This window comes from Kitasatospora sp. NPDC127035, assembly GCF_042726075.1.
Taxonomy (GTDB): Bacteria; Actinomycetota; Actinomycetes; order Streptomycetales; family Streptomycetaceae; genus Kitasatospora.
Map to the genome: position 1 here is coordinate 1 of NZ_JBHXDN010000034.1, position 22,771 is coordinate 22,771.

General features: G+C 72.3%; 20 protein-coding genes, 4 tRNA genes and 1 pseudogene. 17 read left to right on the forward strand and 8 right to left on the reverse strand.

The window, feature by feature from the left end; genetic code table 11:
- Positions 1-43: 43 nt before the first annotated feature.
- The 3 genes from ACFWIC_RS22860 to ACFWIC_RS22870 all read right to left on the reverse strand — a co-directional run bounded on the left by ACFWIC_RS22860 (position 44) and on the right by ACFWIC_RS22870 (position 5,060).
- A complete protein-coding gene (locus tag ACFWIC_RS22860) occupies positions 44-466 on the reverse strand; it encodes a DUF742 domain-containing protein (protein WP_329881598.1) in 423 nt (140 codons plus the stop codon).
- Positions 467-628: 162 nt separating this feature from the next.
- Entirely contained in the window at positions 629-1,042 is a 414-nt protein-coding gene (locus tag ACFWIC_RS22865) for a roadblock/LC7 domain-containing protein (RefSeq protein WP_043468791.1), read from the reverse strand.
- Positions 1,043-1,052: 10 nt separating this feature from the next.
- A complete protein-coding gene (locus ACFWIC_RS22870; RefSeq protein WP_380519895.1) occupies positions 1,053-5,060 on the reverse strand; it encodes a nitrate- and nitrite sensing domain-containing protein in 4,008 nt (1,335 codons plus the stop codon).
- Positions 5,061-5,629: 569 nt separating this feature from the next.
- Here ACFWIC_RS22870 and ACFWIC_RS22875 point away from each other — a divergent pair.
- The 7 genes from ACFWIC_RS22875 (at position 5,630) to ACFWIC_RS22905 (ending at position 9,065) form a co-directional block, all read left to right on the forward strand.
- Complete coding sequence (locus tag ACFWIC_RS22875) at positions 5,630-5,851, forward strand: hypothetical protein (RefSeq protein ID WP_329882844.1); 222 nt, start codon at positions 5,630-5,632, stop codon at positions 5,849-5,851.
- 243 nt (positions 5,852-6,094) lie between these two features.
- Positions 6,095-6,895, forward strand: coding sequence for a fumarylacetoacetate hydrolase family protein (locus tag ACFWIC_RS22880; RefSeq protein WP_329951659.1), 801 nt, complete (start codon positions 6,095-6,097; stop codon positions 6,893-6,895).
- Positions 6,888-8,387, forward strand: a complete 1,500-nt coding sequence (gene gltX, locus ACFWIC_RS22885) for a glutamate--tRNA ligase (protein ID WP_329951660.1) — start codon at positions 6,888-6,890, stop codon at positions 8,385-8,387. The genes ACFWIC_RS22880 and gltX overlap by 8 nt, the downstream gene beginning before the upstream one ends.
- Positions 8,388-8,656: 269 nt before the next feature.
- Positions 8,657-8,728: transfer RNA gene (locus ACFWIC_RS22890), tRNA-Gln, on the forward strand.
- A 42-nt stretch (positions 8,729-8,770) separates the two neighbouring features.
- Positions 8,771-8,843 (forward strand) — tRNA-Glu (locus tag ACFWIC_RS22895).
- 26 nt (positions 8,844-8,869) lie between these two features.
- Positions 8,870-8,945, forward strand: a tRNA-Glu gene (locus tag ACFWIC_RS22900).
- Positions 8,946-8,990: 45 nt separating this feature from the next.
- Positions 8,991-9,065 (forward strand) — tRNA-Gln (locus tag ACFWIC_RS22905).
- 188 nt (positions 9,066-9,253) lie between these two features.
- Here ACFWIC_RS22905 and ACFWIC_RS22910 read toward each other — a convergent pair.
- Entirely contained in the window at positions 9,254-9,967 is a 714-nt protein-coding gene (locus tag ACFWIC_RS22910; protein WP_329882847.1) for an IclR family transcriptional regulator, read from the reverse strand.
- Between the two features lie 231 nt (positions 9,968-10,198).
- On the opposite strand from ACFWIC_RS22910, the gene leuC reads away from it, so the two are divergent.
- The 4 genes from leuC to ACFWIC_RS22930 all read left to right on the forward strand — a co-directional run bounded on the left by leuC (position 10,199) and on the right by ACFWIC_RS22930 (position 13,627).
- On the forward strand, positions 10,199-11,638 hold the full coding sequence (leuC, locus tag ACFWIC_RS22915; RefSeq protein ID WP_329882848.1) for a 3-isopropylmalate dehydratase large subunit: 1,440 nt from the start codon (positions 10,199-10,201) through the stop codon (positions 11,636-11,638).
- A gap of 5 nt (positions 11,639-11,643) precedes the next feature.
- Positions 11,644-12,240, forward strand: coding sequence for a 3-isopropylmalate dehydratase small subunit (gene leuD, locus ACFWIC_RS22920; RefSeq protein WP_329882849.1), 597 nt, complete (start codon positions 11,644-11,646; stop codon positions 12,238-12,240).
- A 183-nt stretch (positions 12,241-12,423) separates the two neighbouring features.
- Positions 12,424-12,771: a hypothetical protein gene (locus tag ACFWIC_RS22925; RefSeq protein ID WP_380356926.1), complete on the forward strand. Its 348-nt coding sequence runs from the start codon at positions 12,424-12,426 to the stop codon at positions 12,769-12,771.
- Between the two features lie 133 nt (positions 12,772-12,904).
- Complete coding sequence (locus tag ACFWIC_RS22930; RefSeq protein ID WP_329882850.1) at positions 12,905-13,627, forward strand: HU family DNA-binding protein; 723 nt, start codon at positions 12,905-12,907, stop codon at positions 13,625-13,627.
- Between the two features lie 434 nt (positions 13,628-14,061).
- On the opposite strand, the pseudogene cofC reads toward ACFWIC_RS22930, so the two are convergent.
- Positions 14,062-14,733, reverse strand: a pseudogene (cofC, locus tag ACFWIC_RS22935) (2-phospho-L-lactate guanylyltransferase); the annotation flags it as partial.
- Between the two features lie 214 nt (positions 14,734-14,947).
- Between cofC and ACFWIC_RS22940 the strand changes: the two are divergent.
- The 3 genes from ACFWIC_RS22940 (at position 14,948) to ACFWIC_RS22950 (ending at position 17,980) form a co-directional block, all read left to right on the forward strand.
- Entirely contained in the window at positions 14,948-15,778 is an 831-nt protein-coding gene (locus ACFWIC_RS22940) for a lysophospholipid acyltransferase family protein (RefSeq protein WP_329882851.1), read from the forward strand.
- Complete coding sequence (locus tag ACFWIC_RS22945; protein ID WP_329951661.1) at positions 15,775-16,776, forward strand: NAD(P)H-dependent glycerol-3-phosphate dehydrogenase; 1,002 nt, start codon at positions 15,775-15,777, stop codon at positions 16,774-16,776. Before ACFWIC_RS22940 ends, ACFWIC_RS22945 begins: the two co-directional genes overlap by 4 nt.
- A gap of 61 nt (positions 16,777-16,837) precedes the next feature.
- Complete coding sequence (locus ACFWIC_RS22950; protein ID WP_329882853.1) at positions 16,838-17,980, forward strand: D-alanine--D-alanine ligase family protein; 1,143 nt, start codon at positions 16,838-16,840, stop codon at positions 17,978-17,980.
- A gap of 75 nt (positions 17,981-18,055) precedes the next feature.
- On the opposite strand, the gene ACFWIC_RS22955 is transcribed toward ACFWIC_RS22950, so the two are convergent.
- A complete protein-coding gene (locus ACFWIC_RS22955) occupies positions 18,056-18,568 on the reverse strand; it encodes a DUF3515 family protein (RefSeq protein WP_380519896.1) in 513 nt (170 codons plus the stop codon).
- A gap of 20 nt (positions 18,569-18,588) precedes the next feature.
- Positions 18,589-18,822, reverse strand: a complete 234-nt coding sequence (locus ACFWIC_RS22960; RefSeq protein ID WP_329882855.1) for an Lrp/AsnC ligand binding domain-containing protein — start codon at positions 18,820-18,822, stop codon at positions 18,589-18,591.
- Between the two features lie 219 nt (positions 18,823-19,041).
- On the opposite strand from ACFWIC_RS22960, the gene ACFWIC_RS22965 reads away from it, so the two are divergent.
- The 3 genes from ACFWIC_RS22965 (at position 19,042) to thiD (ending at position 22,225) form a co-directional block, all read left to right on the forward strand.
- Positions 19,042-20,007, forward strand: coding sequence for a thiamine-phosphate kinase (locus ACFWIC_RS22965; protein WP_329882856.1), 966 nt, complete (start codon positions 19,042-19,044; stop codon positions 20,005-20,007).
- A gap of 319 nt (positions 20,008-20,326) precedes the next feature.
- A complete protein-coding gene (locus tag ACFWIC_RS22970) occupies positions 20,327-21,352 on the forward strand; it encodes a 6-phosphofructokinase (protein WP_329951663.1) in 1,026 nt (341 codons plus the stop codon).
- 24 nt (positions 21,353-21,376) lie between these two features.
- The gene (gene thiD, locus ACFWIC_RS22975) at positions 21,377-22,225 is read left to right on the forward strand and encodes a bifunctional hydroxymethylpyrimidine kinase/phosphomethylpyrimidine kinase (protein ID WP_380519897.1); all 849 of its coding nucleotides are present in this window, start codon (positions 21,377-21,379) and stop codon (positions 22,223-22,225) included.
- A 139-nt stretch (positions 22,226-22,364) separates the two neighbouring features.
- On the opposite strand, the gene rpmB is transcribed toward thiD, so the two are convergent.
- On the reverse strand, positions 22,365-22,550 hold the full coding sequence (rpmB, locus tag ACFWIC_RS22980; RefSeq protein WP_014138233.1) for a 50S ribosomal protein L28: 186 nt from the start codon (positions 22,548-22,550) through the stop codon (positions 22,365-22,367).
- Between the last annotated feature and the right edge of the window lie 221 nt (positions 22,551-22,771).

Genomic DNA, 22,771 nt, shown 5'->3' on the forward strand with positions numbered 1-22,771 from the left:
GACGATCTTCGCGGAGGTGGTGGCGCGGGTGGGGGCGGCCGCGTTAGAGCTTGCGAAGTCCACTGAGGACCCTTTCGAGCAGCGTGACGTCGGGCGTTCCGCCCGACTCGCCCGCGGCGGCGGGCTGGTGGATGGCGACGAGGCCGGCCTCGGCCAGGTCGGCGACGAGGATGCGGGCGACACCGAGCGGGACGCCGGCCAGTGCGGAGATCTCCGCGATGGACTTGACCTCACGGCAGAGGTTCACGATCCGGGCGTGCTCGGGCAGCAGGCCGCCGGTGCGCTCGGCGGAGCCCGTCGTCGAGATCAGCGCCTCGATCGCGAGCTGGTACCGGGGCCGGGTGCGGCCTCCGGTCATCGCGTACGGGCGGACCAGCGGCTGCTGCTCGTAGCCGTCGGACTGCCCGCCGTAGCCGCTGCCGTACCCGCTGCCGTACGAGCCGGCGGGTGTCGAAGGCGGGGTCATGGGTCCTCCTTGTGCTGCAGCCTGGGGCAGCCGGTTCCAGCTGGGGTGGTTGCCAGCTGAGGCGAAATCAGCTGCCTGAGGGTAGCTGAGGGTGGAACGCCGGGTCCGGTCGGGTCGGACCCGGCGGGGAGGTGGGACGGGTGGGGTACCCGCTCAGTGCACTCAGTGCAGGAGACTGCCCTGGAGTTCTGCGCGGAGTGCGGGGGTGAGGACGGCGCCGGCCCGGTCGACGAGCAGGGCCATCTCGTATCCGACGAGACCGATGTCGGAGTCGGGGGCGGCCAGGACGGCGAGTGCCGAGCCGTCGCTGACGGCCATCAGGAAGAGGAAGCCCCGTTCCATCTCGACGACGGTCTGGTTGACCTCGCCGCCCTCGAAGATCCGGCTGGCGCCGGTGGTGAGGGAGGTGAGGCCGGAGGCGACGGCGGCGAGCTGGTCGGCGCGGTCGCGGGGGAACCCTTCGGACATGCACAGCAGGAGGCCGTCCGCGGAGACCACCACCGTGTGCGACACCCCGGGGGTGTTGTCCACGAAATTGGTGATCAGCCAGTTCAGGTTCTGTGCGGCCTGGCTCATCTGATTCAACTCAACGCTCCTGATGATCTGCGGCGTTGCCGTCGGTCCGGCCCCCGAAACTATCGAACCCGGGCTGCTGGGCACCATGGCGGAATCCGGCCTGATTGCCCTGGCCCTGGGCCTGGCCCTGAGGCTGGCCCGGGCCCTGGCCGGCGGCCTGCTCGGCGCCGACCCGGCGGCCCTGCTGGATACCGCGGCGAAGGTTGGTCAGACGGCCCCGCACCTCCTCGGGAGCGCGGGACACCTGAGGACCGGTCAGCGGGGACGACTCGGCGGTCCCGGAGACCAGGTTGGCCTGCGGGGTCCGCCGGGGGAGGCCCGACATGGTGACGCCGCTGGTCGAGGGCTCGCGGACCTGCTCGGCCCGCCGCCAGCGCTCGTCGTTGGCGGACGGACGCCACGGGGCGTCGTCGAGACCGTCCTGCGGACCCTGCGGAGCCTGGGCCTGAGCGTGCTGGGCCTGGGCGTGCTGGGCCTGGGCCTGCGGAGCAGGGCCCTGGGGAGCCTGGCCCTGCGGGGCCTCGGCGCGCGGCTGCGGCTGCTGCTGCTGGGCCTGGGCGGCCCGACGGGCCTGCGGAGCCGGGCGACCCGGTGCCTCGTCGAAGCCCGGCGCGGTGGTCCCGGGACGGCGCGGCTGGTACCCCCGCGGCCGGGACCCCGGCTGGCCCGGGCGGGCCTCCTCGCCGTACCGGGCCTGCTCGGCCGGGGCGCCGCCGTCGGACGGACCGGTGGGCAGGGCCATCGGCTCCGGACGGGCCGGCGGCTGCTGGGGCTGCTGCTGGGCGGCCTGCTCCGGACGGACCGGCTCCGGGAGTGCCGGGTTGGGCACGCTCGGAAGGACCGGCTCGACCAGGCCGAGGCCCAGCGGGTCGCGCGGGTCGATGTCACTGGCCTCGAACCGGGGGCGGGCGAACTGCTGGGTGCTCTCCAGCGACGCGGACTCGGCCGACGGCAGCGGCTGGGCGGCCTGCTGCTGCTGGATCTGCTGCGGCTGCTGGCGGGGCTGGCCCTGCTGCGGCGGGAGCTGCGGCTGGCGGCCCTGCGGCGGCGCACCCGCTCCGGGGCGCTGCGGACGACCCTGACCCGGGCCCTGCGGCCCCTGGGGACCCTGCGGACCCGGCCGGCCGGGGGCCTGTCGGCCCTGGCCCGGCTGGTTCTGGCCCTGCGGAGCCTGGCCCTGCGGGCCCTGACCCTGTCCCTGGCCCGGCCGCTGGCGCTGCGGGAGCCCGTCCTGCGGACGGTTGCCCGGGCGGGTGCCCTGCGGCGCACCGCCGGGTCGGCCGGGCTGGTCGGCCCAGCCGTGCTGCGGCTGTTCGGCGGTCCGGGCGGCCGGGCCGCCCTCGGCCCGCGGCCGCTCCTGACCGGGGCGCCGACCGGCACCGGGGCCGGCCTGCGGACCACCGGCCTGCGGAGCGCCGGCCTGCGGACCACCGGTCTGCTGGCCGCGGCGGGGCAGACCACCGGGGCCGCCCTGCGGCGCACCGCCGGGGCCGCCCTGGGCCGGGCCCTGCCGGCCCGGGGTGCGCTGCGGCAGGCCGCCCTGCTGGCCGGCGGCGGGCCGACCACCCTGCGGGTTCTGCGGGTTCTGCTGGCTCTGGGCGCCGGCCCGGCCGGCCGGGGCCGCCGGGGTCTCGCGCAGTGCCTGGCCGACCTGCCGGGTCGGCAGGCCGCCCTGACCGCCGGGACCGCCCTGACCGGCGGGGGTGTTCGGTCCGCCGGGACCGCCCTGGCCGAGCTGCGGCCGGTTCTGCGGGGTGCCGCCCGGCGCGCCCTGGCCGAGTGCGGCCGGGGCACCGCCCGGGCCGCCGGGCATCTGACGCTGCTGGCGCGGCGTCGGGGCGACCCCGCGCTGCTGCTTGGCCTGCGCCGGGCCGGGCCGGCCGGCGCCGCGGCGGTCGGCGGAGTTGGTGACGTCCACCGGGAGCATGACCAGCGCGGTGGTGCCGCCGGAGTCGCTGGGGCGGAGCTGGATCCGGATGCCGTGCCGCAGGGACAGGCGACCGACCACGAAGAGGCCCATGCGGCGGGAGACGGAGACGTCCACCGTCGGCGGGTTGGCGAGGCGCTCGTTGATCTCGGCGAGGTCGTCCGGGCTGAGGCCGATACCGGTGTCGTGGATCTCGACCAGCACCCGGCCGTCCGGCAGCGCGTGGCCGGTGACCCGGACGCGGGTCTGCGGGCTGGAGAACGAGGTGGCGTTCTCCAGCAGCTCGGCGAGCAGGTGGACGAGGTCGTTGACGACGCGGCCGGCGACCTCGGCGGACGGCACGGAGGCCAGTTCGATGCGCTCGTACTGCTCCACCTCGGAGGCGGCGGCGCGGAGCACGTCGACCAGCGGGACGGGGCGGGTCCAGCGGCGGCCCGGGTCCTCACCGGCGAGGACGAGGAGGTTTTCGCCGTTGCGGCGCATACGGGTCGCGAGGTGGTCCAGCTTGAAGAGGTTGGCCAGCTGGTCCGGGTCGGCCTCGCGGCTCTCCAGCTCGGAGATGAGCGACAGCTGGCGCTGGATGAGGCCCTGGCTGCGGCGCGACAGGTTGGTGAACATCGCGTTGATGTTGCCGCGGAGGAGGGCCTGCTCGGCGGCGAGGCGGACGGCCTCGCTGTGCACCATGTCGAAGGCGTGGGCCACGTGGCCGATCTCGTCCGCGGAGTCGACGGCGACCGGTTCGACGGTGACGTCGACGTCGTGCGGGTCGCTCTCGGAGAGCGTCTTGACCAGCTCCGGGAGCCGCCGCTCGGCGACGTCCTCGGCCGCGGCCTGCAGACGGGTCAGCGAGCGCACCATCGAGCGGGCGATCAGACCGGCGCCACCGAGGGCGACGAGCAGCACGAGCGCGACGGCGGCACCGATGATCAGGGCCTCGGTGTCGGCCTGGGACTGCAGCTCCTGGGCCTTGCCGTCGAGGTCCTCGATGAGCTTGGACTCGATGCGGCGCTCGGCGGAGATCTTGGCGGTGGACTGCTCGTACCAGTCCTTGAAGCTGACGGTCTCGCTCTGGTGGATACCGCTCTGCTGGAGGATCGAGCGCGCGTAGCGGTCGGCCGCGGCGACCACCGAGTTGTAGCTCAGCTGGCCGCGCAGGTTGTCCAGGTCGTGCGAGGTGTAGATGTTGTTGAAGCCGGTGAGCGCGTTGTCGTAGGACGAGCGCAGCCGGATACCGAAGGACTCGTCGCTCAGGCTGAGGTTGGGGCCGTCGGGGTTGGCGAGCGCGGCGCTGATCAGCGCACGCTGCTGCGACGTGGAGTTCTTGGCCAGCGAGAACTGCTGCAGGGCGCGGGTCGAGCGGACCAGCTCGCGGTTGTTGGAGGCGAGCGCGATGTCCTGGGTGATCGACAGCAGGTCGCGGATGATCACGTCGTAGGCGGTGATCGTGGCCTGGATGTTCTGGTTGTTCTGGTACGGCGTGCCACGGGCGTCGGAGACCGAGTTCAGGTCCTTGCGGATCTGGAAGAGCAGCGCCTTCCCGCCGGAGAGTTCGAGGTTCTCGAACTTGTCCGAGGACGCGGTGAAGGTGCGGCTGAGGTCGTCGGTGACCTTGCGGGCGGCGACGATGTCGTCGTCCAGCGGTGCGTTCGGCTTGGCGGTGATCGGGCCGGCGCTGATGTCCCGCTCGTTCTGCAGCGCGTTGGCGAGGTCGGTCGCCTTCTTGGCCAGATCGGAGAGGTTGGCCATCTGGGCCAGCTGCTGCGAGGTTTCGAGCGAGGTCTGGATGCGCAGGCCACCGAGGACCAGCGCGACCATGACCGGCAGCGCGAGCAGGGCGATCAGCTTGCTCCGGATTCGCCAGTTGCGCATGGCGAGCCGGCTCACGCCCTTGGCCCGTCGGCGGGTCAGCGTGGTGCGGAGCTTGTCCCGGGTCGACTTCCGGTCCGCCCCGTCCTCCTCCGGCCGGCCGATCACCTCGGGCGCCGGTTCGGCCGGGCCGCCGGGCGTTGCCGCCTGCTGGGGGGCTGTCGTGGGCTCACGCGACTCCGGGTCACCCGCGGCGCCGCTACCCCTTTTGAAACGTCCCTGCACTGGCGTCGCAACCTCTGGACCGGGCGTCCCGCCGCGTCGCCGCAGCCTGGACGGTGTGGAGTTTCCATCCGCACCCCGGCCGGTCCGGGAGAGCGGGTCACCGGGGTGGACTACTCCCTACCCACGGTCCGTGGCATTCCAGCACAGCCGGGGAATCCCAACAAGGGCCGCCAGGGCACACCGGGCGGTGCTACCCACTGCGCGCGGGTTCTCACTGACTGTGCGCCAACCGGACCGGAATACCGCCTTTTTCGGACACTCGTCAGATGCATGCCAAGCGGGTCCGAGATCAACAAGAGTCGTAGAGCTTCGGATATGCCCGATATATCCGGTATGCCGGTAAAAGCTGATGCGGCGATATGTCGGATATAAGAGAATTGCTTCTCAATTTGTGAGCAAAATCACAGGTGTATGTGTAGCTTTGGTCACGGTCGCTGTGGAAAGAGATCCGTAACCTGGCTGTCTCCGGAGCGCGGCCCCGAATCAGCCTGCCCGGAATCTCCCCGAACCACTCAGGCCGGTGCCGATCCCCGGGGATCGCCCGGCCACGACCTTGAGGTGCTGACGCGATGTCCCAGGCGAAGAACGCCACCCAGTCCACGCTCTCCAGCGGTTCCACGGCGAACCCGCGCCGGACGACGCTGGCCTCGGTCGAGGACTTCGGCAAGGTCCCGGGCGCCCGCAGGGCCGAGGACGTCGCGACCTACGCCACCGAGCTGCCGTCCTCCACCGCCAACCCGCGTCGCACCGTGCTGATGGTCGCGCCGCTGGTGAACGTCCCGCAGAGCTGAGCCGTTCCGCGGGACCGTGCTGTCCCGCGGGTGGCGAAGGGCGCCGCGACCGACCCCTCCGGGCGGTCGCGGCGCCCTTCGCCGTGCCGGGGCGCAACGTCTCCGAACAGGGGCAAAGCGGGCAGCGGGGGGCCCACGCGATAGCCTGGGCAGCGATCGAGCGGGTCCGGGCCCAGACGGGTTCGGCGCCCACCAGCGCCCGGGCGCGCCCGGGCGGCCGTCGAAGCGAGGGGTAGCCCAGCCGTGCGCATTGCCAGGTTTTCCGTCCGGGAAGGGAGCCCTGCCGCCGGCAGCGTCTCCTTCGGCGTGGTCGAGGGGGACCCGGCCCGGCCCGAGTCGCTGGTCGTCCACGCCCTGGCCGGCCACCCGTTCGGGCAGCCCCAGCCGACGGGCGAGAGCTACCGCTTCCAGGACGTCCGGCTGCTCAGCCCGATGCTGCCCAACAAGATCGTCGCGGTCGGCCGCAACTACGCCGCGCACGCCGCCGAACTGGGCAACGACGTCCCGGACGTCCCGCTGACCTTCTTCAAGCCGTCGACCGCGGTGATCGGCCCGACCGAGGCGATCGCCTACCCGCCGTTCTCCTCGGACGTCCAGTACGAGGCCGAACTCGCCGTGGTGATCGGCCGGATGTGCCGTGAGGTGCCGCTGGACCGGGTGCCCGAGGTGATCCTCGGCTACACCTGTGCCAACGACGTCACCGCGCGCGACGTCCAGCAGCGCGAGGGCCAGTGGGCCCGGGCCAAGGGCTTCGACACCTCCTGCCCGCTCGGCCCGTGGATCGAGACCGACCTCGACCCGGCCGACCTCGCCGTCACCTGCACCGTCAACGGCGAGCTGCGGCAGACCGGCCGCACCTCCCGGATGGTCCGCTCGGTCGCCGAGCTGATCGTCCACATCTCCGAGGCCATGACGCTGCTTCCCGGCGACGTCATCCTCACCGGCACACCCGCTGGGGTGGGCCCGCTCAACGTCGGCGACGAGGTCGCCGTCTCCATCGAAGGCATCGGCACTCTCACCAACAAGGTGATCAAGCGTGGCTAACACCGACCCCACCGTCCGGGTCCGCTTCTGTCCGTCCCCGACCGGCAACCCCCACGTGGGCCTGGTCCGCACCGCCCTCTTCAACTGGGCCTTCGCCCGCCACAACGGCGGCACGATGGTCTTCCGGATCGAGGACACCGACGCGGCCCGCGACTCCGAGGAGTCGTACGAGCAGCTCCTCGACGCCATGAAGTGGCTCGGTTTCGACTGGGACGAGGGCCCCGAGATCGGCGGCCCGCACGCGCCGTACCGCCAGTCGCAGCGGATGGACGTCTACGCCGATGTCGCCCGCCGCCTCCACGAGGCCGGTCACGCCTACTCCTGCTACTGCTCGACCGAGGAGCTGGACGCCCGCCGCGAGGCCGCCCGCGCGGCCGGCAAGCCGTCGGGCTACGACGGCCACTGCCGCGACCTGACGGACGACCAGGTCGCCGTCTACAAGCTGGAGAAGCGCGAGCCGATCCTGCGGTTCCGGATGCCGGACACCACCATCGTGTTCGACGACCTGGTCCGCGGCACGCTGAGCTTCGAGCCGGAGAACGTGCCCGACTACGGCATCGTCCGGGCCAACGGCGCACCGCTCTACACCCTGGTCAACCCGGTGGACGACGCGCTGATGGAGATCACCCACGTGCTCCGCGGCGAGGACCTGCTCTCCTCCACCCCGCGCCAGGTCGCGCTCTACGCGGCGCTCGCGGACATCGGCGTCGGCAACGGCACCACCCCGCGCTTCGGCCACCTGCCGTACGTGATGGGCGAGGGCAACAAGAAGCTCTCCAAGCGTGACCCGCAGGCCTCGCTCAACCTCTACCGCGAGCGCGGCTTCATCCCCGAGGGCCTGCTCAACTACCTGTCGCTGCTGGGCTGGTCGCTCTCCGCGGACGACGACATCTTCTCGGTCGAGCAGCTGGTCGAGGCGTTCGACGTCGCCGACGTCAACGCCAACCCGGCCCGCTTCGACCTCAAGAAGTGCGAGCACATCAACGCCGAGCACCTGCGCAGGCTCGCGCCGGAGGACTTCGTCCGCCGCCTCGTGCCGTACCTGCAGGCCCCGGGCCTGCTGCCGGCCGAGCCGACCGCCGAGCAGCTGGAGCTGCTGGCCAAGGTGGCGCCGCTCACCCAGGAGCGGATGGTCGTCCTCGGCGAGATCGTCACGATGGCCGGCTTCCTGTTCGTCGCCCCGGACGACTTCGCGGTCGACCCGGACGACGCGGCCAAGGTGCTGACCGCGGACGCCCGCCCGGTGCTGGAGGCCAGCGTCAAGGCGCTGGAGGCGCTGGAGGACTTCACGCCGGAGCCGATCCAGGCCGCGCTGCGCGAGGCGCTGGTGGAGGGCCTGGGCATCAAGCCCAAGTTCGCCTTCACCCCGCTGCGGGTCGCGGTCACCGGCCGGCGGGTCTCGCCGCCGCTCTTCGAGTCGATGGAGCTGCTCGGCCGGCCCGAGACGCTGCGCCGCCTGAACGCCGCTCTGGCCGCCGCCCCGGCGGCCTGACCGGGGCTCCGACCAGGACGCCGAGCAGGGCCCGCCCGGGTCCTGCTCGGCTCGCGGGCCGGGCCCGGCGCCGGGCCCGCGGCGCCCCCGGGCGTCACCGGGCGGCCTCCCGGCCGCCGCCTGGGGTTATCGATTTTGGAGCCAGGCCAGACGTCGGGTAATGTTCTTTCTGCGCCGCCCGGGAGGGAACGGACGGGGGAGTGAAACCCCGTCGGGAACCGAACGAGGGGCGCAACGCCCGAGAAGGCCCCGCAAGGGTCCAACTCTGGTGGGGTATGGTGTAATTGGCAGCACGAGTGATTCTGGTTCATTTAGTCTAGGTTCGAGTCCTGGTACCCCAGCGCAGTACAGCTCCACCGCAGTACCGTACAACAAGAGATCAAGCCCCCGTTGTGTAGCGGCCTAGCACGCTGCCCTCTCACGGCAGTAGCGCCGGTTCGAATCCGGTCGGGGGTACTGGTTCCGCAAGGGACCGCCAGGAAGCCCCCGTTGTGTAGCGGCCTAGCACGCTGCCCTCTCACGGCAGTAGCGCCGGTTCGAATCCGGTCGGGGGTACCAGAGCAGGAAGGCCGATGGGCTCACCCATCGGCTGAATTGCTTTGTTGGGGTATGGTGTAATTGGCAGCACGAGTGATTCTGGTTCATTTAGTCTAGGTTCGAGTCCTGGTACCCCAGCCAGAAAGTACGGCCCCGGTTCACGCCGGGGCTTTTCGCATTTCCGGCGGTCGTGCGGAATTGCGACGCCGGCCATTTCGAAGGGCCCGCTCACCAGGTGAGCGGGCCCTTTCGGATTCGTGGGGGATTTTCTGCGGGGGGCGGATACGGGGACGGGCGCGTGGGGGTGGGGGAGGGCCTGCGGGGGAGTTTCAGCTGCGGCGCAGCGCCTCGGTGAGGCGGTTGGCGGCTTCGATGATGGCCTGGGCGTGCAGTCGGCCCGGGTGGCGGGTCAGGCGCTCGATGGGGCCGGAGACCGAGACGGAGGCCACCACGCGATTGGAGGGGCCGCGGACCGGGGCGGAGACCGAGGCCACGCCGGGCTCCCGCTCGCCGATCGACTGGGCCCAGCCGCGCCGCCGCACGCCGCTGAGCGCGGTGGCGGTGAAGCGGGCGCCCTGGAGGCCGCGGTGGAGCCGCTCGGGCTCCTCCCAGGCGAGCAGGACCTGGGCGGCCGAGCCGGCCTTCATCGGCAGGGTGCTGCCGACCGGGACGGTGTCCCGCAGACCGGAGAGCCGCTCGGCGGCGGCGACGCAGATCCGCATCTCGCCCTGCCGACGGTAGAGCTGTGCGCTCTCGCCGGTGACGTCGCGCAGGTGGGTCAGGACCGGGCCCGCGGTGGCGAGCAGCCGGTCCTCGCCCGCCGCGGCGGAGAGTTCGGAGAGTCGGGGGCCGAGGATGAAGCGGCCCTGCATGTCCCTGGTGACCAGGCGGTGGTGTTCGAGTGCGACGGCGAGTCGGTGGGCCGTGGGGCGCGCCAGACCGGTGGCGGCGACCAGCCCCGCCAACGTGGCGGGGCCCGACTCCAGTGCGCTCAGCACCAGAGCGGCCTTGTCGAGAACGCCGACGCCGCTAGAGTTGTCCATGCCCTAAGACTGCAGTCTCAGTCCGCGAGACGCAAGTTCAATCTTCCGGGAAAAGCGCCACTCTGGATGCAGCAGCCCGGGAGACATCCAGGATGCGGCCCCGACCAGGTGTCCGCATGGTGGACAACGATCCGGTGTGCAGGTCGCGCGACGCGAGCCTCACAGGGCGGCGAAAGCTTCGACCTCGACGACACGAGAAGGCCGGCAACGCGGCCGGCTGGAGGGAACCCGATGGGACGGACACTCGCAGAGAAGGTCTGGGACGACCACGTCGTGCGGCGCGCGGAGGGCGAACCCGACCTGCTCTACATCGACCTTCACCTGCTGCACGAGGTGACCAGCCCGCAGGCCTTCGACGGCCTCCGGCTGGCCGGACGCACGGTCCGCCGCACCGACCTCACGATCGCGACCGAGGACCACAACACCCCGACCCTCGACATCGACAAGCCGATCGCCGACCCGGTCTCCCGGATCCAGCTGGAGACGCTGCGGCGCAACGCCGCCGAGTTCGGGGTCCGGATCCACTCGCTCGGCGACGTCGAGCAGGGCGTCGTGCACGTCGTCGGCCCTCAGCTGGGCCTGACCCAGCCCGGTACGACCGTGGTCTGTGGCGATTCCCACACCTCCACCCACGGCGCCTTCGGCGCACTGGCGTTCGGTATCGGCACCAGCCAGGTCGAGCACGTGCTGGCCACCCAGACGCTGCCGCTGGCCCCGTTCCGGACCATGGCCATCACCGTGGAGGGCGAACTCCCCGACGGAGTGACCGCCAAGGACCTGATCCTGGCGATCATCACGAAGATCGGCACCGGCGGCGGTCAGGGCTACGTCCTGGAGTACCGCGGTTCGGCGATCCGCAGCCTCTCCATGGAGGCCCGGATGACCATCTGCAACATGTCCATCGAGGCGGGCGCCCGGGCCGGCATGATCGCGCCTGACCAGATCACCTTCGACTACCTCGAAGGCCGCCCGCACGCCCCGAAGGGCGAGGACTGGGACGCCGCCGTCGCTTACTGGAAGACCCTGGGCACCGACGAGGACGCGGTCTTCGACCACGAGATCTTCATCGACGCCGCCGAGCTGACCCCCTTCGTCACCTGGGGCACCAACCCCGGTCAGGGCGCCCCGCTCGGTGCGAACGTCCCGCACCCCGAGTCGTTCGCCGACCCGCAGGAGCGGACCGCCGCCGAGAACGCCCTCGCGTACATGGGCCTGGTGGCCGGTACGCCGCTGCGCGAGGTCGCGGTCGACGCGGTCTTCGTCGGCTCCTGCACCAACGGCCGGATCGAGGACCTGCGCGCCGCCGCGGCCATCCTGGAGGGCCGCCGGGTCGCCGACGGCGTGCGGATGCTGGTCGTCCCCGGTTCCGTCCGGGTCGCCCTTCAGGCCGTCGAGGAGGGCCTGGACAAGGTGTTCACCGCGGCGGGTGCCGAGTGGCGCCACGCCGGCTGCTCGATGTGCCTGGGCATGAACCCCGACCAGCTGGCCCCCGGCGAGCGCTGCGCCTCGACCTCGAACCGCAACTTCGAGGGCCGCCAGGGCAAGGGCGGACGCACCCACCTGGTCTCCCCGCAGGTCGCCGCCGCGACCGCCGTCCTGGGCCGGCTGGCGGCCCCCGCCGATCTGAGCGCCGCCGACCTGGCGGACCCCAACGCCGCTGTGGAGGTCTGAGCAGCATGGACAAGTTCACCACCCACACCGGTCGGGCCGTCCCGCTGCGCCGCAGCAACGTCGACACCGACCAGATCATCCCGGCCCACTGGCTCAAGAAGGTCACCCGTTCCGGTTTCGAGGGCGGTCTGTTCGAGGCCTGGCGCAAGGACGAGTCGTTCATCCTCAACCGGCCCGAGCGGGAAGGGGCCACCGTCCTGGTGGCCGGCCCCGAGTTCGGCACCGGCTCCTCCCGTGAGCACGCCGTCTGGGCGCTCCAGAACTACGGTTTCCACGCGGTCGTCTCCTCGCGCTTCGCCGACATCTTCCGCGGCAACTCGCTGAAGAACGGCCTGCTCACCGTGGTGCTGCCGCAGGAGACCGTGGAGCGGCTCTGGGAGCTCACCGAGGCCGACCCGACCGCGGAGATCACCGTCGACCTGGAGGCCCGCGAGGTGCGCGCCGAGGGCATCACCGCGTCCTTCGAACTGGACGACAACGTTCGGTGGCGGCTGCTGAACGGGCTGGACGACATCAGCATCACCCTGCAGAACGAGGCCGACATCTCGGCGTTCGAGGAGACCCGTCCCTCGTTCAAGCCGCGTACTCTGCCGGTCGCCTGAGATCCCCTTCTGAACAAGCATTCTGACGATCCGCCGGATGGCCCGCTCCCCCCTCGGGGGGGCGGGCCGTCCGCCGTTCCGGAGCGGGAGTTGTGCGGCCCGGCCGCCCCCCGATTGCCCTTTCGGTAATGCGGCGGAGGGCCCCGCGCATGCACAACTCCGGGTAGATGGCACAATCAGTGCATGCACCGGCACCATGAACCTCCGTACGCGGGCGGCGAACCCGCGTCACCGGAGTCCACGGGCCGGGGATCCGAACGCCGAATTGACGATCGGCCGGACGCCGCCACCTCACCTGCTGAGGGGCCGGACGACCCGGAAGTCGCAGCGCTCTTCGCGCTTGTGGCCGAGCGGTTGAAGCAAGCTCACGACCGCGTGCATGCGCTGAACGTGTCTGCCGATGCAAAGACCGCTCTCGCCCGTCAACTGCTGATCGTCACGGAGACCGCCAAGCGCGATCTTCCCGGGGCGGCGCGGCGGTTGAGTCGCTTTGTGCAGGACCTCGACGAGGGGCGCCCGCCCGTCGACTGAGGTCGCCGACGCGCAAATCCATTGCGACACTAGGGTGATTCGCGCGTTTGGTAATTGAAAGTCCGCAGATACATACCTAACGTGCGAAATGAACGGATGGAATCATCCGGCGCCCGTTTCCGAAGGGGAAGACGTGAACAAGGCTCAGCTTGTCGAAGCGGTGGCCGAGCAGCTGGGCGGTCGCAAGGCTGCCGCAGAGGCCGTCGACGCAGTGCTCGACACCATGGTCCGCGCCGTTGTGGCCGGTGACCGGGTGTCGGTCACCGGTTTTGGCACCTTTGAGAAGGTGGAGCGCTCCGCGCGCTTCGCCCGCAACCCGCAGACCGGCGAGAAGGTCAAGGTCAAGAAGACCTCGGTGCCCCGCTTCCGTCCCGGCCAGGGCTTCAAGGACCTGGTCAGCGGCAGCAAGAAGCTGCCGAAGGAAGGCCCCTCGGTGAAGAAGGCGCCCAAGGGCTCCCTCACCCCGGGCAAGAGCGGTGTCGCCGCGACTCCGGCCGCCAAGCGCGCCGCCACCAAGCGTGCCGCCACGGCTGCCGCTGCCGCCGCCCCGGCGAAGAAGGCCGCGGCGAAGAAGACCGCCACCACCACCGCCGCCGCCGCGAAGAAGACCACCGCGACCGCTGCCAAGAAGGCGCCCGCCGCCAAGAAGGCCACCACCACCGCCGCCGCGAAGAAGACCACCGCGACCGCGACCAAGAAGACGGCGGCCGCCGCGAAGAAGACGGCCACCACCGCCGCCGCCAAGAAGACCACCGCGACCGCCGCCAAGAAGGCGACCGCGACGGCCAAGAAGACGGCTCCGGCGAAGAAGACCGCCACCCGTAAGACCACCGCGCGCAAGACCTCCGCGAAGTAGTCGACGGACGGCCTTCGAGAGCCGTGGCGCAGCACTCCACCCGGTTTTCCGGGCGGGGCCGGCGCCACGGCTCTCCGGTTTTCCGGGCCTCCGGCGCCGTACGGACGCGGTCAGCCCGCGCTCGGGTCCGCGGCCGGGTCCGGGAAGGTCTGCAGCGTCAGGAAGACCACCCGGCGGGCCTCCGCGGCGCCCTCGGTGCGGATCCGGACCCGCTGGCCGGGACGGAGCAGCCGCAGGCCGCCGGCGTCGAAGGCGGCGGCGTCGAACGGCACCGGGGTCCCGTCGTCGAGCAGCACGGAGCCGGCCCGGGTGGCGGGGTCGAAAGTGAACGCGGTGGCCTGCATGTCAGCAGCATAGCGAGCACCACCGACAGTCCCGGGTGACGTGCGGGCCGGGGCCCGGCGCGGTCCGGAGGACCGGTCCGGCAGGTACCCGAGCCGGACCGCCAGGGCCCGGGTGTGCGGGCCCACGCCGAGGGCCAGCGCCGCCGCCAGGTCCTCGCCGGTGTCGACGTCCCGGCGGACCGACTCCACGCCGGTCAGCCGCAGTTCGCGGGCGCCGCCGGCCGCGTGCCGGGCCCGTGAACCGTCCCCGAAGGCGGGGGAGAGCGGGCTGCCCGGGGCGCAGGCGAGCAGGGTGGTGCCCAGGCCGGGTGCGTCGGGCAGGAAGGCCCGGCCGGTGACCGGGACGGCGGTCAGCACCCGGCCCAGTTCGGCCGGGCGCAGGGCCGGCAGGTCCGCCGAGAGAGCGGCCAACGGGGCGCGCGGGGCGAGCGCCAGCGCGACCGCCGCGCCGTGCGCCAGTGCGTCGTTGAGTCCGCCCCCCGGTTCGTCGTCGACGACCAGGGCGCCGAGCGCGGCGAGCAGCTCGCCGGCCTCCGCGTCCCGGGTCACCACCAGGACGCGACCGACCTCGGAGGCGGCCAGCGCGGCGGTGACGGTGTCCAGGGCGAAGGAGAGCGCCAGGTCCGGGCGGTGCGGGCCGGCGAACGGCGCCAGCCGTGACTTGGCCCGGGCGAGCTGCTTGAGCGGCAGTACCAGCGACCAGCCGGCAGTGGGTGCGGCGGGCGCGACGGGCCCGCTGGGGCGTACGGTGTCCTGGGTCATCGGCGTCATTGTGACGCCGGTCCCGGAACCCTCGCCAGGCCGTCCGAACTGTGCGGACGTGCGTTTGATCACGCCCGCCCGACGTGCTGGCGCGGTTGCTCGACAGCCAATGAGCGGTCGGGTGAGACTGTTCCGCGCCCGGGCCCCGAAGCGGGGTCGCGGCAACGTGACTGACGCGGCACCCGACGTGCCGCACGGATGAGGAGGATCTGGGGTGGCCCGCCGCTCGTACGCCAGCTTCGGCAACGCCGACTACGGCATCTGGTACCGCTTCGCGGCCGTGCTGGTGAAGCCGGTGACGACCGCCCTGGTCAAGCCCGACTGGCGGGGCTGGGAGCACCTTCCGAAGAAGGGCGGCTTCATCACCGCGGTCAACCACAACTCGGTCATCGACCCGGTGATCTACGCGCACTGGCAGTACAACAGCGGACGGCCGCCGCGGATCCTCGGCAAGTCCTCGCTGTTCTCCGTGCCGTTCATCGGCTTCATGCTCCGCAAGACGGGCCAGATCCCGGTGTTCCGCGAGTCGACCGACGCGGCGCAGGCGTTCCGGGCCGCCATCGACGCGGTCAACGGCGGCCAGTGCGTGCAGTTCTACCCGGAGGGCACCCTCACCCGGGACCCGGACCTCTGGCCGATGACCGGCAAGAGCGGGGTGGCCCGGGTCGCGCTGATGACCGGCGCCCCGGTCATCCCGGTGGCGCACTGGGGCGCGCACGAGATCATCCCGCCGTACGGCAGGGGCGGCGCCGGGAAGAGCAAGTTCAACCTCTTCCCGCGCCACCGGGTGACGGTCGCGGCCGGGCCGGCCGTCGACCTGAGCAAGTACCGCGGCCAGGAGCTGACCGCCCAGGTGCTCAGGGACGCCACCGAGGACATCATGACGGCGATCACCGCCGTGCTGGCCGAGATCCGCGAGACCGAGCCGCCCGCCGAGCGGTACGACATGCGGGAGGCGGCCCGGAACCGGGGCGCCGCCGCGGCGGCCCGCCGGCAGAAGGCGGCCGGCCGGGCCGCCGACGAGGACGAGGAGGCCGGCAAGTGACCCGATGTGCCGTGTTCGGAACGGGCTCCTGGGGCACCGCGTTCGCGATGATCCTCGCGGACGCCGGCTGCGAGGTGACCCTCTGGGGCCGCCGGCAGGAGCTGGCGGACGCCGTCAACGCCACCCACGTCAACCCGGACTACCTCCCCGGGGTCCGGCTGCCCTCCTCGGTCCGGGCCACCACCGACCCCGCCGAGGCGCTGGCCGGCGCCGACTTCGCGGTGCTGGTGGTGCCCTCCCAGACGCTCCGCGAGAACCTGGCGGCCTGGGCGCCGCTGCTGGAGCCGCAGACCGTCCTGGTCAGCCTGATGAAGGGCATCGAGCTCGGCACCGCCAAGCGGATGAGCGAGGTCATCGGCGAGGTCGCCGGTGTCGGTCCGGAGCGGATCGCCGTGGTCAGCGGCCCCAACCTGGCCCGCGAGATCGCCAACCGGCAGCCCGCCGCGAGCGTCGTCGCGTGCACCGACGAGTCGGTCGCCAAGCGGCTCCAGGCGGCCTGCCACACGCCGTACTTCCGGCCGTACACCAACACCGACGTGATCGGCTGCGAGCTGGGCGGCGCGGTGAAGAACGTGATCGGCCTCGCGGTCGGCATGGCCAACGGCATGGGGCTCGGCGACAACACCAAGGCGACGCTGATCACCCGCGGGCTGGCCGAGACCACCCGGCTGGGACTGGCACTCGGCGCGGACGCGCACACCTTCGCCGGACTCGCCGGGATGGGCGACCTGGTGGCGACCTGCTCCTCACCGCTCTCCCGCAACAACACCTTCGGCACCAACCTGGGCCGGGGCATGTCGCTGGCGGAGACCATCGCGGCCACCCGCCAGACCGCGGAGGGCGTGAAGTCCTGCGAGTCGGTGCTCGACCTGGCCCGGCGCTGCGGCGTCGACATGCCGATCGTCGAGGCCGTGGTGGACGTGGTGCACAACGGCCGGCCCACCCAGGAGGTCCTTCAGGCGCTGATGTCCCGCTCGGCCAAGCCCGAGCGGCGGTGAACGTCCGCCCCAGGGTGGCTCACCTGTCCGAAACAGGCCGCACGGTACTCTCGGTCGCGATATGAGCATCGAACAGACCTCCCAGAACCCGTCCGTGAAGCCTCGTGTCGCCATCGTCTTCGGCGGCCGCAGCTCCGAGCACGCCATCTCGGTCTCCACCGCGGGCAGCGTGCTGAGGGCGATCGACCGCGACAAGTACGAGGTGCTGCCGATCGGCATCACCCACGAGGGCCGCTGGGCGCTGGTCAGCGACGAACCGGCCCGGATGACCATCACCGACGGCCGGCTGCCGGACGTCGACCAGGTCGCCGAGTCCGTCGAGGGCCAGGTCGCGCTGCCGCTCGGCCCGGGCAGCCGCGAGGTGGTCTGGAGCGAGCCCGGTGCGGCCCCCAAGGCGCTCGGCGAGGTCGACGTGGTCTTCCCGCTGCTGCACGGCCCCTGGGGCGAGGACGGCACGCTGCAGGGCCTGCTGGAGCTCTCCGGGGTGCCGTACGTCGGCAACGGCGTGCTCTCCAGCGCGGTCGGCATGGACAAGGAGTTCACCAAGCGCCTGCTGGCCTCGCACGGCCTGGGCGTCGGCCGCTACACCGTGGTCCGCCCGCGCGAGTGGGAGACCGAGGAGGGCCGCGCGGCCGTCCGCGAGCGGGCCGCCGAGCTCGGTCTGCCGCTGTTCGTGAAGCCCTGCCGGGCCGGCTCCAGCATGGGCATCACCAAGGTCAAGGACCTCTCCGACCTCGACCGCGCGATCGACGAGGCCCGCCGGCACGACCCCAAGCTGATCATCGAGGCAGGCGTCTCCGGCCGCGAGATCGAGTGCGCCGTGCTGGAGTTCGAGGACGGCCCGCGGGCCAGCGTCCCGGCCGAGGTGCTGGTCGGCGGCGACTACGAGTTCTACGACTTCGAGGCCAAGTACATCGACTCCTCGGAGGTGCGGATCCCGGCCGAGCTGTCCGGCGAGGAGACCGCCGAGATCCGCCGCCAGGCGGTGGCCGCGTTCGAGGCGCTCGGCTGCGAGGGCCTGGCCCGGGTGGACTTCTTCCTCCTGGAGGACGGCAGCTGGATGGTCAACGAGATCAACACCATGCCCGGCTTCACCCCGATCTCGGCCTACCCGAAGATGTGGGAGGCCAGCGGGCTGTCCTACCCGGAGCTGATCGACCGGCTGCTGCAGGCGGCGCTGCGCCGCTCCACCGGCCTGCGGTAGCCGCGCGGACCGCACCGCGGACGACGCGCGAGGGCGGGCCCGGGTTCCCCCGGGCCCGCCCTCGCGCGTGCGGCACTACGGGATGGTGGCCCTCACCGCGTCGGAGAGCGCGGCGGCGGCGTCGAGCGGGTTGGCGAGGGCCCCGCCGGGGACGGTCACCTCGACGAACACGGCCCGCTGGGTGGCGGTGAGCCGGTAGCCGCCGTCCTTCAGCGGCTCCGGCCACCAGGTGACGTCGTTGATCGTCGGCGAGATCTCCTTCTGCCTCTCGTCGACCAGCCCCTCCGGGTGCGGCACGCCGCAGCGCAGCACGACGCGCGGCGACGAGGCCCAGGCGGCGGTGTACGGGGAGGCGGGCCCGGGGTCCTTGCGCGGGTGCCCGATCAGGTCCTGCGGCAGCGCGGCGTCCAGGGCCCGGCAGTACGCGGCGGCCCTGGGGGCGGGCGTGGGGGCGTCGACCTTCTCGGGCGCGCCCCAGTTGCCGACCAGCACCACGATGGTGCAGGTCAGCGCGAGCGGCACCGCCAGCCAACGGACCGGGGCCGGCAGTGCCGCGAGGAGGCGGGGGGCACGGAATTCTCGGGTCACCCGCCGATGGTATGCGCGGCTTACAGGTGAACCACCGGACAGGTCAGGGTCCGGGTGATTCCCTCGACCTGCTGAACCTTCGCGACGACGAGGCGGCCGAGGTCGTCGACCGTGTCGGCCTCCGCGCGGACGATCACGTCGTAGGGCCCGGTCACGTCCTCGGCCTGGAGGACACCGGGGATCTTGGAGATCGACTCGGCCACGGAGCTGGCCTTGCCGACCTCGGTCTGAATCAGGATGTAGGCCTGTACCACGGGGACCTCCCGGCGGCTGGGTACGGGGATCGCCGCCGTGATCGCCCGGTCAGGCGTCGGGGGTGGGGCACGGGCTCACCGGCAGTCTGATCACCACGCTACCGCGCAGCGGGGCAGGGAGGGGAGACCTGTGCGCCGTCGGAGGGCGTACGCTGCGCGCGGAAGCGACTTGGACGTACGACGCAGGTGCGCACGTGATGGAGACCGAGAGGACGGCAGATGCAGGGGACCGTGGGCGAGCTGGGCGAGTTCGGACTCATCAGGGAGCTGACCGCCCGGGTACCGCTCACCGACGCGGTCGACCTCGGCCCGGGTGACGACGCCGCGGTGGTGAAGGCGCCGGACGGCCGGGTGGTGGCCACCACGGACGTGCTGATCGAGAACCGGCACTTCCGCCGGGACTGGTCCACCGCCTACGACGTGGGCCGCAAGGCCGCCGCGCAGAACCTCGCCGACGTGGCCGCGATGGGCGCGGTGCCGACCGCGATCCTGCTGGGTCTGGTCGCGCCCGCCGATCTGCCCACCACCTGGGCGACCGAGCTGATGGACGGCCTGCGCGACGAGTGCCAGGTGGCCGGCGCGACCGTGGTCGGCGGCGACGTGGTGCGCGGGGACACCATCACGCTGGCCATCACGGCGCTCGGAGATCTGCAGGGGCGTGCGCCCGTGACGCGCGCCGGTGCTCAGGTGGGTGACGTGGTGGCGGTCACCGGCTGGCTGGGCTGGTCGGCGGCCGGACTGACCGTGCTGCAGCGCGGCTTCCGCTCCCCGAGGGCCTTCGTCGAGGCGCACCGCCGCCCCGAGCCGCCGTACCACGCCGGTCCGGCCGGCTCCGAGTTGGGCGCCACCTCGATGATCGACGTGAGCGACGGGCTGGTCGCCGACCTGGGCCACGTCGCCAAGGCCAGCGCGGTGGACATCGACCTGCGGGCCGCCGACTTCGACGTCCCGGTCCAGATGGCGGACATCGGGCAGGCGGTCGGGGTGGACCCGCTGGTCTGGGTGCTCTCCGGCGGCGAGGACCACGCGATCGTGGCGACCTTCCCGCGCGGGGTCCAACTGCCCGCCCGCTGGCGGGTGGTCGGTGAGGTCGTGGGGCGGGCCCGGGCGGCGCGCGGCGGCCGGGTGACGGTGGACGGCGAGGCCTGGGACCGGGTCGGCGGCTGGGACCACTTCTCGGAGTGACGGCGGTCGGCCACCTGCGGCCGGCCGTTGCGGGACCGGCCGTTCCGGGACCGGCCGTTCAAGGGTCGGTCGTTCCGTGGGTCGGCCGGCCCGGCGGCCGACGGACGTGCGGGGCCGGTGGGTTGACGCCCCGCCGGGGGCGGGAACGGGGGCGGGAACGGGGCGCGGCCGAGGGCGCGCGACGCTCCGGGTACGTCCCGCGATCCGGCTCCGGACGGGCCGAGCGCGTAGGCTTGCCGCATCCGGACCGCCCGTCTTCGGCGTGAGTGGTCTGAACCACTGTGGTCTGAACCACTTCGGAGCGGGAGAGCACACCACCATGCGTATCGGTGTCCTGACCAGCGGCGGCGACTGCCCCGGCCTGAACGCGGTGATCCGTTCCGTGGTGCACCGGGGAACCGATGTGCACGGCGACGAGATCGTCGGCATCGAGGACGGCTTCCTCGGCCTGATCGAGGGCCGCACCCGCCCGGTCTCCCACGACGACGTCACCGGCCTGCTGACCCTCGGCGGCACCATCCTCGGCTCGGCCCGGGTGCAGCGCGACCGGATCGCCTGGGCGGTGGAGAACGCCAAGGCCCTCGCCCGCGACATCGGCATCGACGCGCTGATCGCGATCGGCGGCGAGGGCACGCTCACCGCCGCCAAGATGTTCAGCGACGCCGGACTCCCCGTGGTCGGGGTGCCCAAGACCATCGACAACGACATCGACGCCACCGACGTCACCTTCGGCTTCGACACCGCGGTGCACGTCGCGACCGAGGCGATCGACCGGCTGAAGACCACCGCCGAATCCCACCAGCGCGTCATGGTGGTCGAGTTGATGGGCCGGCACACCGGCTGGATCACCCTCACCGCCGGCATGGCGGGCGGCGCGCACGGCATCCTCATCCCGGAGAAGCCGTTCGACATCGAGGGGGTGGCCCGGATGGTCGAGGACCGCTTCGCCCGCGGCAAGAAGTTCGCCATCATCGCCGTCGCCGAGGGCGCCGCACCGATGCCCGGCACCATGCGCTTCGACCACGGCGAGGTCGACCGGTTCGGGCACCGCACCTTCGGCGGGATCGGCAACCGGCTCGCCCACGAGCTGGAGAACCTGCTCGGCAAGGAGGCCCGCCCGGTCATCCTCGGCCACACCCAGCGAGGCGGCACCCCGACCGCCCGGGACCGGGTGCTCGCCACCCGGTTCGGCTGGCACGCGGTCGAGGCCGTCCACCAGGGCGCGTTCGGCCACTTCACCGCGCTGCGCCGGGGCGAGATCCGCCTGGTGCCGGTCGCCGAGGCCGTCACCCGGCTCAAGACCGTGCCGGAGGACCGCTGGGCGGAGTCGGAGGCGGTGCTCTGAACCGGCGCCGGTAGGTTGGAGGGCATGTCGCTCCCGTCCTCCACTCCCGCCCCCGGCGGCCGCCCGTCGCCGGGCGGCCCCTCCGCCGCACCTCCCCGCGTCCTCACGGTGGCCGGCTCCGACTCCGGCGGCGGCGCCGGCATCCAGGCCGACCTCAAGGCGATGCTCGCCCTCGGCGTCCACGGCATGAGCGTGATCACGGCCGTCACCGCGCAGAACTCGCTCGGCGTCCAGGGCTACTGGGAACTCCCCGCCGAGGCCGTCCGCGCCCAGTTCCGCAGCGTGGTGGACGACATCGGCGTCCAGGCCGTGAAGACCGGCATGCTCGCCTCCGTCGAACTGGTGGAGACCGTCGCCGGACTGCTGGTCGACGTCGACGTGCCCGTCGTGGTCGACCCGGTCGGCGTCTCCAAGCACGGCGACGCGCTGCTCGCCGCCGAGGCCGTCGCGACCGTCCGCGAGAAGCTGCTGCCGGTCGCCACCCTCGCCACGCCCAACCTGCACGAGGTGACGCAGCTCACCGGGCGCACCGTGGAGAACGAGGCGCAGATGGCGGACGCGGCCAAGGCGCTGCTCGACCTCGGGCCGCGCTGGGTGCTGGTCAAGGGCGGCCACCTGGAGGGCGACGCGGCCGACCTGCTCCACGGCGGCGCGGGGGAGGAGTACTGGTTCCGGGCACCGCGCCACGACAACCGGCACACCCACGGCACGGGCTGCACGCTGGCCAGCGCGATCGCCTCCGGACTGGCCAAGGGCGAGCCGCTGCCGGAGGCCGTGGCCTCCGCGAAGGAGTACATCACCGGCGCGATCGCCGGCGGGTTCGCGCTGGGAGGCGGGATCGGGCCGGTCGACCACGCCTGGCGTTGGCGCTGAACCGACCGGAAAGACCGATGGGCGGGCCCGGGGGCCCGCCCATCGGCGGAAGGGTCGGCGGGGTTCGCCGGGCAAACAGGAAGCCGGCTCATCCGAGGATGAACCGGCTTGCTGGAGGACCGGCGTACCGGTCTGCGCGTCAGCGCGAGACCTTACCGGCCTTGATGCACGAGGTGCAGACGTTGAGCCGCTTCGGCGTCCGCCCAATCACAGCGCGCACCGTCTGAATGTTGGGGTTCCAACGACGGGGGGTACGGCGGTGAGAGTGGGAGATGCTGTTGCCGAAGCCCGGCCCCTTGCCGCAGACGTCGCAGTTGGCAGCCACAGGAGTCACTCCAAGACTTCAGATCATTTACGTTCGAAAACCCCGCTGGACCAGCGGAGCACTCGCGTGAACCGGACCGGGCCGAAGGGTGAGCCTGAACCTGTTCCAGGCAACCGGAAGAGCATACAACGCTTGCTTCCGTTCAACGAAACTACCACGACCGGCCGAGTGATCGCTCTGCCCGCCGCTCCGGGCACCGTCCTGCGGCCCCCGATAACCTG

Bases quoted from the DNA above. Each gene is read 5' to 3' on its own strand.
- ACFWIC_RS22865 (WP_043468791.1), bottom strand. From the start codon at position 1,042: ATGAGCCAGGCCGCACAGAACCTGAACTGGCTGATCACCAATTTCGTG.
- ACFWIC_RS22950 (WP_329882853.1), top strand. From the start codon at position 16,838: ATGAGCATCGAACAGACCTCCCAGAACCCGTCCGTGAAGCCTCGTGTC.
- leuD (WP_329882849.1), top strand. From the start codon at position 11,644: ATGGACAAGTTCACCACCCACACCGGTCGGGCCGTCCCGCTGCGCCGC.
- ACFWIC_RS22925 (WP_380356926.1), top strand. From the start codon at position 12,424: ATGCACCGGCACCATGAACCTCCGTACGCGGGCGGCGAACCCGCGTCA.
- ACFWIC_RS22970 (WP_329951663.1), top strand. From the start codon at position 20,327: ATGCGTATCGGTGTCCTGACCAGCGGCGGCGACTGCCCCGGCCTGAAC.
- ACFWIC_RS22860 (WP_329881598.1), bottom strand. From the start codon at position 466: ATGACCCCGCCTTCGACACCCGCCGGCTCGTACGGCAGCGGGTACGGC.
- ACFWIC_RS22910 (WP_329882847.1), bottom strand. From the start codon at position 9,967: ATGGACAACTCTAGCGGCGTCGGCGTTCTCGACAAGGCCGCTCTGGTG.
- ACFWIC_RS22965 (WP_329882856.1), top strand. From the start codon at position 19,042: ATGCAGGGGACCGTGGGCGAGCTGGGCGAGTTCGGACTCATCAGGGAG.
- thiD (WP_380519897.1), top strand. From the start codon at position 21,377: ATGTCGCTCCCGTCCTCCACTCCCGCCCCCGGCGGCCGCCCGTCGCCG.
- ACFWIC_RS22875 (WP_329882844.1), top strand. From the start codon at position 5,630: ATGTCCCAGGCGAAGAACGCCACCCAGTCCACGCTCTCCAGCGGTTCC.
- leuC (WP_329882848.1), top strand. From the start codon at position 10,199: ATGGGACGGACACTCGCAGAGAAGGTCTGGGACGACCACGTCGTGCGG.